The 15,448-nt window shown below is 36.3% G+C and carries 11 protein-coding genes; 10 read left to right on the top strand and 1 reads right to left on the bottom strand.

The window, feature by feature from the left end; translation table 11 throughout:
- Window positions 1–252: 252 nt before the first annotated feature.
- From PEDSA_RS13325 to aqpZ, 3 genes are all read left to right on the top strand, one after another.
- Window positions 253–1,173: an alpha/beta hydrolase gene (locus tag PEDSA_RS13325; RefSeq protein WP_013633672.1), complete on the top strand. Its 921-nt coding sequence runs from the start codon at window positions 253–255 to the stop codon at window positions 1,171–1,173.
- 75 nt (window positions 1,174–1,248) lie between these two features.
- Window positions 1,249–1,512, top strand: coding sequence for a two-component regulator propeller domain-containing protein (locus PEDSA_RS13320; RefSeq protein WP_013633671.1), 264 nt, complete (start codon window positions 1,249–1,251; stop codon window positions 1,510–1,512).
- 391 nt (window positions 1,513–1,903) lie between these two features.
- A complete protein-coding gene (gene aqpZ / locus PEDSA_RS13315) occupies window positions 1,904–2,614 on the top strand; it encodes an aquaporin Z (protein WP_013633670.1) in 711 nt (236 codons plus the stop codon).
- An 88-nt stretch (window positions 2,615–2,702) separates the two neighbouring features.
- On the opposite strand, the gene PEDSA_RS13310 is transcribed toward aqpZ, so the two are convergent.
- On the bottom strand, window positions 2,703–3,557 hold the full coding sequence (locus PEDSA_RS13310) for a transglutaminase-like domain-containing protein (RefSeq protein ID WP_013633669.1): 855 nt from the start codon (window positions 3,555–3,557) through the stop codon (window positions 2,703–2,705).
- Between the two features lie 71 nt (window positions 3,558–3,628).
- Between PEDSA_RS13310 and PEDSA_RS13305 the strand changes: the two genes are divergently transcribed.
- The 7 genes from PEDSA_RS13305 (at window position 3,629) to PEDSA_RS13275 (ending at window position 15,446) form a co-directional block, all read left to right on the top strand.
- A complete protein-coding gene (locus PEDSA_RS13305) occupies window positions 3,629–4,414 on the top strand; it encodes an O-methyltransferase (protein WP_013633668.1) in 786 nt (261 codons plus the stop codon).
- 184 nt (window positions 4,415–4,598) lie between these two features.
- Window positions 4,599–6,461 (top strand): 7TM diverse intracellular signaling domain-containing protein, encoded by a 1,863-nt coding sequence (locus PEDSA_RS13300; RefSeq protein WP_013633667.1) that lies wholly within the window; start codon window positions 4,599–4,601, stop codon window positions 6,459–6,461.
- 293 nt (window positions 6,462–6,754) lie between these two features.
- Complete coding sequence (locus tag PEDSA_RS13295; protein WP_013633666.1) at window positions 6,755–8,602, top strand: glycoside hydrolase family 2 protein; 1,848 nt, start codon at window positions 6,755–6,757, stop codon at window positions 8,600–8,602.
- Between the two features lie 19 nt (window positions 8,603–8,621).
- Entirely contained in the window at window positions 8,622–9,839 is a 1,218-nt protein-coding gene (locus tag PEDSA_RS13290) for a glycoside hydrolase family 5 protein (RefSeq protein WP_013633665.1), read from the top strand.
- A gap of 46 nt (window positions 9,840–9,885) precedes the next feature.
- Window positions 9,886–12,936: a SusC/RagA family TonB-linked outer membrane protein gene (locus tag PEDSA_RS13285; protein WP_013633664.1), complete on the top strand. Its 3,051-nt coding sequence runs from the start codon at window positions 9,886–9,888 to the stop codon at window positions 12,934–12,936.
- A gap of 20 nt (window positions 12,937–12,956) precedes the next feature.
- Window positions 12,957–14,519: a RagB/SusD family nutrient uptake outer membrane protein gene (locus PEDSA_RS13280; RefSeq protein WP_013633663.1), complete on the top strand. Its 1,563-nt coding sequence runs from the start codon at window positions 12,957–12,959 to the stop codon at window positions 14,517–14,519.
- Window positions 14,520–14,531: 12 nt separating this feature from the next.
- Window positions 14,532–15,446 carry a hypothetical protein gene (locus PEDSA_RS13275; protein WP_013633662.1) on the top strand — a complete coding sequence of 305 codons (915 nt, stop codon included), beginning with the start codon at window positions 14,532–14,534 and terminating at the stop codon, window positions 15,444–15,446.
- Window positions 15,447–15,448 lie beyond the last annotated feature (2 nt).

Genomic DNA, 15,448 nt, shown 5'->3' with positions numbered 1-15,448 from the left:
TCCATGACAACTGGTAGTTTTCAGTAAATTAAAGTTTAAATGGCTATGATGACATGAATTTAATAATTTGCTTAATAAAAACAAACAATGCTACATTTTTAAAAAGAATAAAATAACTTATTAATTTTTTTATAATCAAAATTGATTTGCTTTTAGATATTAGAACTTACGAATGATTGTGATCTAAAGCGAAATTTGTCTAAGTACAAAAGGAATCAAATGATTATATTTAAATCAAAATTGTATTTATTAATGAAAAAAGGCATACTCATTATTTTTGTATTTGTAATGGTGCAACAAATTGGTTTGGCGCAGGACTTAGCTTATATTAAACTTTACGAAAAGGTACCTGGACAAAAAAAATCTGATAGTTATAAAGAAGAAACGGTTTTGAGGGAAAATGGAACTTACTGGACAGGTAAAGTAACTGAACCGAATTTACGTTATTATGCACCAAAAGGAAATATAAAAACCGGTGCTGCTGTGGTGATTTGTCCGGGTGGAGGTTACGGCGGTTTGGCTATTAGTCATGAAGGTTATGATGTTGCCGAAAAATTTGCATCAATGGGAGTTTCTGCCTTTGTTCTAAAATACCGTTTGCCAAGTGATGAAATCATGGTGGATAAAAAGATCGGACCATTACAAGATGCTCAGCAAGCTATAAAATATGTTCGGGAAAATGCATCAAAGTATGGGATCAATCCAGACAAGATAGGGATAATGGGCTTTTCTGCCGGGGGACACCTGGCTTCAACAGCTTCTACTCATTTTGAGAGAGTTGCTATTGAGAATAAGAAAGGCACCAGTGTTAGACCAGATTTTTCAATTTTAATTTATCCAGTTATTACCTTCGGCGAATTTACGCACAAAGGGTCCAGAAATAATTTAATAGGAGAGAATGCTCCACAGGATTTGATAACTCTTTATTCGAACGAGAAGCAAGTGACTTCCAAAACCCCCATAACATTTATAGTTCATGCCAATGATGATAAGTCTGTTCCTGTTGAAAATTCGATTAATTATATGCTGGCCTTAAATAAAGCAGGGGTGAAAAACGAAGCGCATATTTATCCAACCGGAGGACATGGATTTGGCTTAAACAACAAGACTGTAAAGGACTATTGGTTTGACAGGTTGGGCAATTGGATGGATAGCCAGGGAATTTTGAAATGATATTGATTGCTATTATAGATTTAGCGTATTATTTTGCATAAATTAGGTTCCAACCTGAAGAATCTAAACACACTAATGCTCAAATACAAGCCTATTGTTCGGTTAATTCATCTCGTGTTGTTCGTTCTGATACTTGTTGTACCGCAGGTATCAAAAGCTCAGCTTAAGTTTAAACATCTTACGATTAACGACGGATTATCACAAAATGTGGTTCTGTGTATGATCCAGGATCGTGAGGGTTATATCTGGATGGGAACCGAAGACGGGCTGAACCGTTATGACGGCTATGAGTTTAAACATTATAAGCATAGTGATGACGAATGGATATTAAAATATTGAATTAAAGGAACAGGGCTTTGTTTAGTCCTGTTCTTTTTTATAATCTGAGATTCGATTAATAATTGTTTTTAAAACACCCTTACAAAAGGTTTCAATTTTGAAGATATATTTGGAAGGATAACAGTTGAACGAGACCTTCAGTAATAAAAAAGTAAAACCTTATTTTATCACTTTTGTTATCAATTATAATTAGACGAAACTCCCGTTGTAGTATAACCAATTTGAGCTTAATTTCTTATTTGAGACTGTCGTTTTTATCATGAAGCAGTGTTTTGATGAGAAGATGTTTGCTGAGATATTTATAATCTTAAAATCTATACTACTTGAATTCCATACCAGCAACTTTATGCTAAAGTTTATAAATCTAATTAGTCAATTAAATTGAACAGAAATGAAAAAATTGTTTGCTGAATTTTTCGGTACCTTTTGGTTGGTGTTCGGAGGATGTGGTAGCGCAATCTTCGCTTCGCACATTGCCCCGGCTGAAAATGGACAAATAGGTATTCTTCTTCTTGGAGTTGCCCTTGCATTTGGTCTTACCGTGCTTACGATGGCTTATGCTGTAGGTCATATCTCCGGAGGGCATTTTAATCCTGCGGTTTCTTTTGGATTATTGGCAGGGGGCAGATTTTCTGCGAAAGATCTGATACCTTATATTTTGGCGCAGTGTATAGGTGGAATAGTGGCTGCTGCTGCTTTATACACCATAAATGGAGGGACAGGTGGTAATGCAGCAGGAGCTTTTGCCAGTAATTTTTATGACTCTGCGGTGTATTTTGGTAAAAGCTATTCTTTGGGGCAGGCATTTTTGGCCGAGTTTTTACTGACCATGTTTTTTCTCATTATTATTATGGGGGCAACTGATAAATTTGCCAAGGGAAAATTTGCGGGGATAGCTATAGGCCTGGGTTTGACTTTAATACACCTAATTTCTATTCCCATCACCAATACATCAGTAAATCCTGCAAGATCCCTTTCTCAGGCACTTTTTGTAGGCGGACAGGCAACTGCTCAGGTCTGGTTGTTTTGGGTAGCACCCATTTTAGGTGGCATTTTAGGAGGATTGATCTATAAATTTCTGTTACAAAAAAAAGAAGAATAAGCATATAGTTTTTATGTGAGATAGAAAGTCAGGACGCTTTTTCGCCGACGCCCCTTTCTGTCTAACAGAATAATGTAGGAAACTTAAATCAGGCAAGAACCTCCAGTAATTGCCTGATTTCTTTTACCTTTTCCTCCGATCCTAATTCTTCATAAGAAGATATCAGATTTCGAAGGACCCTTTTAATGATGTCTACATTCGAACATGGTTCGTAAAAAGAGCGGTCAGGCTGTATTTTCAACTGCTTTAAGAAAAGATCGATATCGCGCCGGCCAAATATATATCCTCGGTTGAAAACGTTGATATAAAACAATACGTCATTATCGTATTGAGTTTGGTTCTCCTCGTCGATATAAGCCAGAATAAAATGCTGCGGTAAATTTACCCCATAAATAGGAATATCCAGTTTTTGCGCTACAATAGAATAAATAATAGCCAGGCTAATCTGATTTCCCCGTTTAGATTCCAGAACCTGGCTTATATATGAATTTTGTGGGTCTTTATGATTGGTGGTGTTTCCGCTAAATCCGTAAATGGTGTAAAATACGTGGTTAATAAGTTTTACTTTCTCAGAAGGACTGGATTCATACATCATCTGCATCCAGACTTCGCGCTTAATCTCTTCAATCTGATTAATGACCTTTTGTTCGTTTAGGTCGGGGTACTGGTACCTGTTAACAATTAAAATTCCTCTTAACAGGTCGAAAGAGCCGCTGTTAAACCAGAGTTCAAGATCAATCTTGATGTTTTGGAATTGTATCTTATGAATGAGATTGATCAATCGCTCCTGAAGAATCGGATTGAAAGATTTCTCCCATTCCGACTCGAGATAAGAGACAATCTCTTCCCCGTAAGAAAGCAATTTGTCTTCTATATGTTTGAAGATCTCCGGATCCGGATCATCTAATAATTTAATTAATGCAGGGATTTCGTTCGCGTTCATCACTCCTCTTAAAATAAATCAACCAGTCATGCCTTCCAAAAAATATCCTTCATATTATTTACCTTTGGCGCATGGTAAAATTTCAATTCATTAAAGACTTTATAACACATAGGCTCACTTCGAAAACAAGACACGGAATACATTCTCCTTTTGTTTATAAAATGATAGACGAAGTTATCTATGATTTAAAGACTAAAGATGAATACAAAAATATCGAAGATTTACGTAAAAAGTTAATATCAGACAATAGAATTATTACCATAACTGATCTGGGTGCCGGCTCGCATATGAATAATAATAAGCAGAAGGCAGTTGCACAAATAGCAAAAAATGCTTTAAAGCCTCAGAAATTAGCTCAGTTGATTTATAGGTTGGCGAAAGAGATGCAACCCTCCAATATAATAGAATTGGGGACCTGCTTAGGTGTAACCACCTCTTACCTGGCTAAAGCTGCTCCGCATGCTACTATAATAACTATGGAAGGTTGTCCTGAAACGGCAAAAGTAGCGCGGGAAAATTTCCAGGATTTAGGACTAAGTAATATTCAATTAGAGATTGGAAATTTTGATGATAATTTTCCAAATGTAATAGATCGGTTTCAAAAATTAGATTTTGTCTTTATTGATGGAAATCATAGAAAAGATGCAACCCTCGATTATTTCAAATGGAGTTTGCCAAAAGTTCACGAAAATTCCCTCCTGATTTTTGATGATATCTATTGGAGTAAAGGAATGAAGGAGGCTTGGGAAGAGGTTAAAAATCATCCGGATGTAAGCTTCACAATCGATTTATTTTGGATAGGTTTGGTCTTCTTTAGGAAAGGCCAGGCTAAAGAGCATTTTAAGGTAAAGTTTTAATTTTATACCTCCTTTCTAATAAGATTTTCCAACTCTGCGTGGAGGATTTTGAGTTTTAAAACAGTGTAATTTATTCTGCCTTTTTATTTTGTTTTAAAAAAGGTATCAGTTGAACACTAGATTTAAATAAAGCGGATAATTTATTAATTTAGGAACCGAAAGCAACCGGTTATTCCTAAACAAAATGTCTAAATTTTTATCCGTATTATTTTTTCTAATCATAACAATTTGCCGAACTGTAACCTGTCAGGAAATAGTTAAACTGGATTCAGAGACGAAGCAACACATTCTTTCTTATAATGAGATAAAAGTATTCGAGGATAAGACAGGAAAGTTAGATATCGGTAATATATCTTCAGCAGAATTTGATGCAAGTTTTAAAAGCAGTAGAACTTTTGTTCCAAAAACATCAAATAGTAAATCCACCTACTGGTATAAAATAAGGCTGGAAAATACGAATGCTAAAGGAGCTTTCTTGCTTGAATTTTATGATCAGACAATTGATGACATAAGAATATACTATCAAAACAAACCAGGTTCTTTTCGCCTTCATCAATTCGGGGCCCAGCTTCCCTTTGAGAAACGACAAATTCACCATAAGAACTTCACTTTTAATGTCAATCGCAGGTTTGAAGGAGACAGGACATATTATATAGCCGTTAAAACAGAACAACCCGCGGCAGTTATGATTGTACTCAAAAAAGTAAATTGGTTCATTCAGTACGGGTTGAGAGAATATGTGCTTTTGGGAGTTTTATATGGAATGATACTCGTATTCTGTCTTTACAACCTCGTCATGTTTCTCGCTGTCAGGCAAAAACAGTATCTGTTTTATGTGCTCTATAATCTAAGTATAGGCATGTTCGAAATAAGCTCTAACGGAATAGGGTTTCAATATCTTTGGCCTGGTTCTCCGGGATGGAACGAAATAGCGTATGGTGTAGCACTTTATCTCGCTGCTATATTCAGTATGCTGTTTACCAGAGAATTTCTGCATTTAAAACATAAAGTTCCGGTTCTAGACAAAATCATCTTAAGTTACCTTAGTCTCAGAACTGTTTTCTTTCTGATATGTCTTTTTATCAATAATCATTGGTTTGTTTATAAGGTTATAGAAGTAATTCCGGTACTACTAGCGCTCATCTCGGGAATTGTAATTCTTAGAAAAGGATATTATCCCGCAAGATTCTTTGTCGCAGGATATTCTTTTATTTTTCTTGGAATACTCATCAGGATCATTAAAGTATTAAATATTGGAAAAATGCCTTTTGGTCCTGCCAATTTTTATAGTTTAAGCTTCTGCTTAATTATGGAGATGCTTTTTGTGACTTTTGCCATTGGTGATAATATACGCCTGTTAAAGAAGAAGAAGGAAAAGGCACAAAAGAGAATTATTCAGGAATTAGAATCTAAGCAAAAGCTTAAAGACAAATTAAATGTAGAACTGGAGAATAAAGTTGCTTTAAGAACGAGAGAGGTATTAGAAAAGTCTGAAATTATAGAAGCTCAAAATAAAGAGCTTTTGGTGCAGGCCGAAGCGATTCGCAAAATGAATGAATTGCTATCTATAGACAACACAGAGCTAAAGAAGAATATTACAGAAGTTACAGAAGCTCGCGTAATGTCTAAAATCCTTAGTTACGAAGAATTCATTAAAATTTACCCTGATAACGAAACATGTGTTAAATTTTTACACGAGTTAAAAGAACAAAGAGGCTTTAAATGCAGAAAATGCAATCATACTGATTTTTATGTGGGACATCAGCCTTATAGCAAAAGATGTGCTTCTTGCGATTATGAAGAGTCCGTGATTAACGGAACAATTTTTCAAAATAGTAGAATCCCACTAAATAAAGCGTTTTATATGGTGTACATCGTTTATACCACCAAGGGTAAAATATCATCCTATAAGCTTGCCGAGATTTTAGAGCTAAGGCAGGCAACCTGCTGGGCAAACCTTAATAAGATAAAATCGCTGATGCAGGAAAGAAAAAAAGAATTTAAGGGCGCAGGAGAAGACGGATGGAACAAATTGGTTTTTGCATGAATATAAATACCCAGCCGCGCTTTTTGAGAGATAAATCGTAAATAAATTAAATTTTATTGAGGCGTGTTAAATAATTAATCCTATACCCCTTATTACCGTTCATTTAGTGCTGATTATCAGGGGTTAATGCCTGAAAGTTGTTGTGGTAATAATACGTATTATTTTTGATTTAATATTCTAGTAATCAGTGTTTTATGTGTTTTTGCTATTTGTTTTTTTGAAGGTGTTTTAGAATATTTGTCCCGATATCCAATCGATCAATTATAATTTTTAGAAACACTCAGAATTTTTAGATGATGCAAAAACTACATTTCAAATGTTTTCTGTTGCTGCTTGTGCTGATTTTTGTTAAAACTTCAGCAATAAGTTCAGATCTGATAACCAATATTCCAAATCGGAAGACAACAAGCCTTAACGGAAAATGGCAATACATTATTGACATTTATGAAACCGGATTTTATGATTATAGATACAGAGAGCGGGCAGAGAAAGATCCGGAGGCTTATTGGAATACCGATGTTCCGGCAAACTCCTTAGATAGAAAAGAGCATGGTTACAATGATAAGTATACGCTTAATGTTCCCGGAGACTGGAATTCACAAGCCGATAAGTTCCTGTATTATGAAGGGACTGTTTGGTACAAAAAAAGCTTTGACTATAAAAAGTCAGATACGAATAACAAGTTATACGTCTATTTTGGAGCCGTTAGTTATAGAGCAGATGTATATTTAAACGGCAAAAAACTTGGAATGCATAAAGGAGCATTCAGTCCTTTCAATTTTGAAATCCCGTCATCCCTTTTGAAAGAAAAGGACAATTTTTTAGTAGTTAAAGTAGATAATAGGAGATATGCAGATGAAATTCCAACCCTAAATACAGATTGGTGGAATTATGGAGGTATTATCAGAGATGTATCTCTGGTAGAAGTTCCAAATCAGTTCATCAGCAATTACTTTATCCAGCTGGCAAAACCTCATACAAAATCTAATTTAATAGAAGGCTGGGTTGAAGTTAAAAATGCGAAAGCAAACGAAGAGGTATATGTAGAAATACCAGAACTTAAAATCAATCAAAAATTTACGGTAAATGCTGCGGGAAGAGCAGAAGTGAAGATTAACGCACCTAAACTTAAATTATGGAGTTTAGAAAATCCTAAACTTTACCAGGTAAATATTAGCAGTAAAGCAGATAAGGTAAGTGAAAAGATTGGGTTTAGAAATATCGAGGTGCAGGGAGAGAAAGTTTTATTAAACGGCAAATCTCTTTTTTTAAGAGGGATCAGCATACACTCCGAAATTCCACAGGAGGGTAGAAGAGCCAATACACAAAAGGACGCTAATCAATTGCTTGGATGGGCAAGAGAATTAGGTTGCAACATGGTCCGCTTAGCACACTATCCACATGATGAAAAAATGACCCGTTTGGCAGATTCGCTGGGGTTATTAGTATGGTCAGAAATCCCAGTTTACTGGACTATTGATTTTACCAGCGATAAAGTGTTTGAAAAAGCAAAAACTCAGTTGGATGAAATGATCGATAGAGACAAAAACAGAGCGAGTATTATTATTTGGTCGGTTGGAAATGAAACTCCGGTAAGTGAAGTAAGAACCAATTTTATGAAAAATCTATTGGCGGAAGCGAGAAAGCAAGATCCTACTCGGTTAGTTTCTGCGGCATTAGAAGTGAATTATCATTCAGAAGAGAATATGAGGTGGATTGATGATCCACTAGGAGCTTATGTAGATATTGTTTCTTTTAACCAATATTTAGGCTGGTATGGCGGAACGCCAGAAAGTTGCAGAACAGCAAACTGGGGAACTCATTATAAAAAGCCATTGTTTATCAGCGAAACGGGAGCAGAAGCTGTAGGTGGATTTAATGCAGATGCCAAACAGTTGTGGAGTGAGGAATTTCAGGAATGGTACTATAAAGAACAAGTAGATATGTTAAAGCGGATGCCATCAAATTTCATTGGGATTTCCCCGTGGATATTGGCTGATTTTAGATCGCCGAGAAGAAATAATCCTGTTTATCAGGAAGGGTGGAACAATAAAGGGCTTTATGACCATCAGGGCAGAAAGAAAAAGGCATTTTATGTACTAAAGGGATATTACGACGAATTAGCTAAGAAATATAAATAATACGACACTACAATTTAAAATGAAGAAGTTACTTTTTACCATAACCCTATTTTTTGCAGTCGCTTCCCTGAACGCAAGAGATAAGTTCTTTAGTGTACAAGGGAAAGAGATTGTTGACCCAAATGGTAAGCCCTTTTTAATAAAAGGAACAAATTTAGGAAACTGGTTGGTTCCCGAGGGCTATATGTTCAAGTTTAAAAGAACGAATTCTCCGTATATGATTCACGACATGTTGGGACAGTTGATTGGTCCAACGGAGGCAGCCAAATTTTGGGATACTTTTTTAGAGAATTATATCACACACGACGATATCAGGTCTTTAAAGAAAATGGGGGTAAATTCTATCAGAGTTCCTTTTAACTATAAGCTTTTTACGGTTGAAGATTACATGGGAAGAAACGATGCTTCCCGTGGTTTTAAACTACTTGATAGAGTTATTTCCTGGTGTAAAGCAGAAGGAGTTTATGTGATTTTGGATATGCATTGTGCGCCGGGCGGCCAAACAGGAGATAATATTGACGATGGTTACGGTTATCCCTTTCTTTTTGAAAGTAAGGAAGATCAAAAGCTGGCGATTGACATATGGAGAAGTATTGCAAAAAGATATGCTAAAGAGTCTATTATTATAGGTTATGATTTATTAAACGAACCGGTAGCACATTATTTCGATTCTAAAACGCTTAATCCGCTGATTGTTCCATTATATAAGGAAATGACAGCGGCTATCAGAAGTGTAGATAAAAACCATATTATATTTTATGGTGGGTCACAATGGAATACGAACTTCAATATATTCTCTGAACTCCTGGATAAAAATGCAGTTTATACTTTTCATAAATATGGGGATAAGCCAGACTTCGGCTCTATTAAACGTTTCATAGAGTTCAGAGATAAATTCAATGCACCAATTTATATTGGTGAAACCGGTGAGAATACAGATGAATGGGTAAGAGAGTTCCGCGAATTATTAGAAAAACATAATATTGGATGGCATTTCTGGCCATACAAAAAACTGGATAGCCCTAAAAATATAAGCTCTGTGCAGTTACCCGACAATTATCAGATACTTATCGATTATGCCGAAGCAAACAGAGGTTCTTATAAAGAAATTCGTGAGCTAAAAGTAGATAGAGCCGCGATTAAAAAAATTCTAAAGCAATATTTAGAAAATATAAAATATAAAAATTGTGAGCCAAATCAAGGCTATATTAAGGCATTGGGATTAAATCTAGATTGAATAAATTATGAAGTCCCAAATAAATAACTAAACCAATTGTATTATTATGAGAATCAAAATTAAACAGTTTTCATGTTTCTGTTTCCTGGTCAGTCTCATGTGTGTAGCTTTTACTACCCATGCGCAAGAGGCTAGAACAGTAAAAGGAGTCGTAAAAGACATTGAGGATAGTTCGGTTATACCCGGTGTTGCTGTTACGGTAAAAGGTGCCAGTGGAGGTACTATGACCGATATTGATGGAAAATTCAGTATCAAAGTACCGCAGGGATCATCAACTTTAGTTTTTACAACGGTGGGGATGAAAAGTAAAGAAATGGTCCTGAAAAATGAAACGGATGTAACCGTTATGATGAGTAAAAGTGTGCAGGATTTGGAAAGCGTTGTTGTTATAGGTTATGGAGTACAAAAAAAGAGCTTAGTAACAGGTGCTATTGCTTCTTTAACGCCAAAAGATTTGGAAGTACCCGGCTTGATGCGGGCAGATCAGGCTATTCAGGGAAAGACAGCTGGGGTAACAGTTATGATGAACAGCGGTCAACCAGGTTCTGGGGTAAGTATCAGAATCAGAGGTGTTGGGACCAATGGTAGTAATGATCCTTTATTTATTGTAGATGGATTTCCAAGAGGAGATCTGGAAGCGGTAAATCCAAGGGATATTGAAACGATGGAAGTGCTAAAGGATGCAGCGTCTGCAGCAATTTTTGGTGCTCGTGGAGCAAATGGAGTTGTTATCATCACTACAAAATCTGGAAAAGCAGGTAGAACTAAGTTAGATTATGAATATTATCGTGGATTTCAGAATATCAGAAAGTATGTGGATGTGTTGGATGCAACCCAATACGCGAGAATCCAAAATGAATTGCATTTTAATTCCAATTTACCACTTCCTTTTTCAGAAATAGAAATAGAGAAAATGGGAAAAGGAACAGATTGGCAGCGTGAGGTTTCTTACTTGAATGCACCTATTCAGAATCATCAGGTTTCTTTAACTGGTGGAAATGAAAAGTCATCTTATGCTTCTTCATTCTCTTATTTTTCGCAATCGGGAACAATTGCCAAAGGAAAATCTGATTTTGAGAGATACACTGGCCGTATCAATACCAAGCAAAATGTAATTGAAGGTTTATTGAATACAGGAGTAAATTTGAGTGTAACCAATGTGAAAAGAGCATCTATAGCTACCAATAGTGGTAATTCTGGCCCTATTTTAAGTGCCATAAATATGGATCCAGTGACTCCGGTAATGAATGATGATGGAACCTTTGCCATATCACGTTATGTTGCTCAGGAAATTGTAAACCCTATAGCAAGAATTTACTATACCAATGGATCTTCGGGTTATACAAAAATGTATGCAGATGCATTTGGAGAGCTACAAATTTTAAAAGGACTGAAGATTAAAACCAGTATTGGAGCTTCTTTGCAGTATGATGAAGGAAGAGGTTATACCCCCATTTATTACTTAAATTCTACGAATAAAACTATTGCTACAGGTGCCAGTAAATCTATGGCAGAAAGCAAGTATCTGAATATAGATAATATTCTGACTTATACCAAAAAAATCAATTTACATTCTCTAACAGCTATGTTGGGAAATACGGTGAATACAGGGTATGGATCCAATGTGTCCGCATCGAAAAATGGATTATTGTATGACGATCCAGAGTTTGCTTATCTAAGTGCAGCAAAGGACAATACGAGTGCGACTGCTTCGGGAACTGCTTGGGAGAGTGGGTTTGTTTCTTACTTCGGTCGTGTAAACTATGATTATGATAATAAATACATGATGACCGCAACCTATAGAGTGGATGGATCGTATCGATTTGGTAAGAATAACAAGTTTAGTTATTTTCCCTCAGTATCTGCTGGATGGAATATTCACAAGGAAAATTTCATGCAAAATGTTAATCAAATCAACTCTTTAAAACTAAGAGCTAGTTGGGGAGGGACAGGGAACGATCAAATTGAAGATTTTAGATATCTGTCAACAATAAGTACTTATGCAAGAAACTATTACTTTGGTTCAGATGTTCAACAAATTGGAGCCTCTCCAAGTGGTGTTTCAAACCAAGATCTTAAGTGGGAAAATTCAGAGCAAGCCAATATAGGTATCGACGCAGAATTTCTTAAAGATTTCAAATTAACCTTCGATTTATACAAGAAGTCTACCAAAGGTCTTTTATTGCGTATACCTATACCATTGTACGCAGGAAATGCTCAGCCATGGGGAAATGCAGGTGGTGTGGTAAATAAAGGGATAGAACTGTCTTTAGGTTATCAAAAAGATTTTGGTAAGTTCTATTTTGATGCTACTATAAACGGAGCCTATAATCATAATGAAGTAACCCTTGTCGGGAATTCAAATGGGTATTTAATGGGCGGTAATGCCAATAATCAAATGGGAGATATCGCTCGCATGGAAGCAGGTTACCCGCTTGGTTATTTCTGGTTATATACCATGGATGGGATCTTCCAGAATCAGGCAGAGGTTAATGCACACCAGAAAGATGGAAAGTTAATCCAGCCTAATGCTGTTCCGGGAGATATCAGATTTAAGGATTTGAATGGAGATGGCATCATAGACAGTAAAGACAGATCTATGGGAGGGTCTCCACATCCTAAATATAACTATGGTTTAAATCTAAATGCCCGCTATAAAAATCTGGATGTCAATGTATTCTTTAATGGTTTGGCAGATTATAAAATCTTTAATAGTTTGCATAGATGGGATTTACTGACAGCAAATTTCCCGGTTGAAATCATGAATCGTTGGCATGGAGAGGGAACCACTAATTCATATCCAAGAGTGGCTGCGGGTGATTTGAATGGGAATTTTACCAATCCATCTACATTCTTCCTGGAAGAAGGAAGCTTCTTGAGATTAAAGAATGCTTCTATTGGCTATACCTTCAGAAATATAAAAGCAGCTAAAATAGACAAAATACGAGTTTACGCTTCGGGGACCAATTTATTTGTCTTAACTAAATATACTGGATTTGATCCTGAAGTTTCTGGAGGTGCTTTAGGTTTAGGTATTGATAAAGGTGTTTATCCGCAGCCAAGAACCATTATGTTGGGTGCATCAGTAGGGTTTTAATATCATTTAAAAAGAGTTTTATGAAATTTCAATATATAAAATTGTCTATGCTCACCCTGGTTTTAAGCTTGGGTGCTTGCAATAAAAAGATAGATTTATATCCGATAGCTTCGGATACTGAAGCTAACTTTTATAGAGACCAAAAAGACTGTTTTCAGGGATTGGCGGCGGCATACAATGTGCTTTTGTGGGATGCGCCACAAAACCAGAATGCTCCATTCCAGTTAATTAGCGAGGTGTTGGGTGATAAATGCTTTACCGGAGGTGCTTCGGCTACTGACTTACCAGCATTATTGCGTGTGGACAGAGGGATAATACGTACCGATGATTTGACGCCTAAAGCAATGTGGTATAAATATTATTATGGTATTTATAGAACCAATATTTTGTTGGAGAAATTGCCGGCAGCAACTTTTGACGAACCCGAACTGAGGGAAAGGTACGCCGCCGAAGCGAAGTTTTTGAGGGCATATTATTATTTTGATTTGGTGCGCCTTTTTGGAAATGTACCATTAATATTAAAAACACTAGCACCATCGGAGTATAACCAAAAACAAGCAACACCAGAAGAGGTATATAAACAAATAGGTGATGATTTATTGGCAGCGATTAACGTACTGCCACATTATAAAGATTTACCTGCCGACCAGTATGGTAGGGTAACTTCGGATGCCGCAGGAGCACTTCTAATGCGTGTTTGGTTGTATTACACAGGTTATTACAAGAAAGCAGAAATGCCCAATGTATCGTCTACGCAAATATTGGATATCTCTGAAAAGGTGATAAATCAAAGCGGACACGATTTATTACCAAAATTTTCGGATGTATTTGTAAATGATGCTCCTTTTAATCATAACAATAAAGAGTCGGTATTCGAAATCCAATATTCATCCAAAGCAAACAGTGGAAACTTTAGCTACAGAGAAGAAGCGAATGGTAATTTAGCAGTAATGTTATGGGCCCCACGCGATCCTAATTCGGCTTCGATATTTTCAGCGGGATGGTCTTTTGCACCTATAGATGCAGAATTTTATAATAGCTTTCCAAATGATGACCTGAGAAAAGATGCGACATTTTTATTGCCTAAAAACATTTCTGTTTCTTTTACGCCCGGCTATCAGAACACCGATATCTTTCCTAAGAAATGGATGGCATTAAAGGCAAATCAAGCTACAAGAGGTGATTTTAGATTGAATTTCCCTAACCATTTTATTGCTATCCGTTTTTCGGATGTGTTGTTGATGGCATCAGAACTTAACCTTTTACATGGAGGGAGCGCTGCAAAGGCACAAACGTATTTTGAAAAAGTAGCTAAACGGGCACATCAGGCAGGCTATGTTGCTCCAACAGTTACACTGGATGTATTGTATAGAGAACGTGAATTAGAATTGGCTTTGGAAGGAGTAAGATATTGGGATCTGATGAGAAGAGGTTTAGATTATGCAAAATCTAAAATAGACATCAACAGAGGGGAGCCATTTATCAGCAAGTTTAATATGGATGCAGAAGGTTTATTCCCAATTCCACAAGAGGAAATCATTAATGCTAAATATACTTTGTCACAAAACAAAGGTTATTTCTAAAAGAGGTATAACATGAAGAATATATTTTTAATCATGGCAATAGTGCTTTTTTCAGCATCAGCCTGTAAGAAAAGCATCAGTTTGGAAGATCCTATAGCAGAAGAGGATATCAATATCATCGTCCAGGAAACGGAAACGCCAAATGTCTATCGTTTCATTAACGGGCAAATAGGTAATACTGCCAAAGCAAAGTGGAACCTGGGGAATAGTGAAGAGGCTGTTGGTGATACAGTAATAGGCAAATATCCTTTTAAAGGAAACTATACCGTGAAATTATCGGTATTTAACGGAATCAAGATTGTAGATAAATCAATCCAGATATCATTCAAAAATGATAATCTCGACCTTGATCCTGTTTATGGTTTTTTAACAGGAGGGCCAAATGCCACCAACGGAAAAACATGGGTGTTGGATTCTTTAATTGATGGTCATGTTAAGCTGGTTAATAATGGCTCTACCACGCCATGGAATAAATTAGCAAAGACCAATAAAGGGGTGTATGATGATGAGTTAACCTTTAAACTGGCTGGAAAAGAATGTTTATACAAAAATAATGGAAACTCTTATTGTCATGGTGGTACTATAGATGGGGTAACTCAATTCCGATTAAAAGAACTGAATGCCAATTGGGGAACCGTAACTTCTTCTACTGCAGATGGCGGGGATTTAATGATCAATTATACACCAAAAGATGCGGTTCAGCATTGGGAAATGGAAATTAGGGGTGGTAAGCACTATTTGCAATTAAAAGGTGGCGCGTTCTTCTTTTTCTATAGAGGAATTTCCAATGTAATTGAGTATGAAATCAACTCTATCAATGAGAATGAAATGGTAGTTACCCATTACGAGACTGCTCCGGCCTCAAGAGCCGCTTCATTGTGGAGAGATCAGTATACATTAATTAGAAAAGGTTATCAAAGACCATAACA

The organism is Pseudopedobacter saltans DSM 12145, assembly GCF_000190735.1.
GTDB classification, from domain to species: domain Bacteria; phylum Bacteroidota; class Bacteroidia; order Sphingobacteriales; family Sphingobacteriaceae; genus Pseudopedobacter; species Pseudopedobacter saltans.
This window is presented reverse-complemented; position numbering and strand designations above follow the sequence as displayed.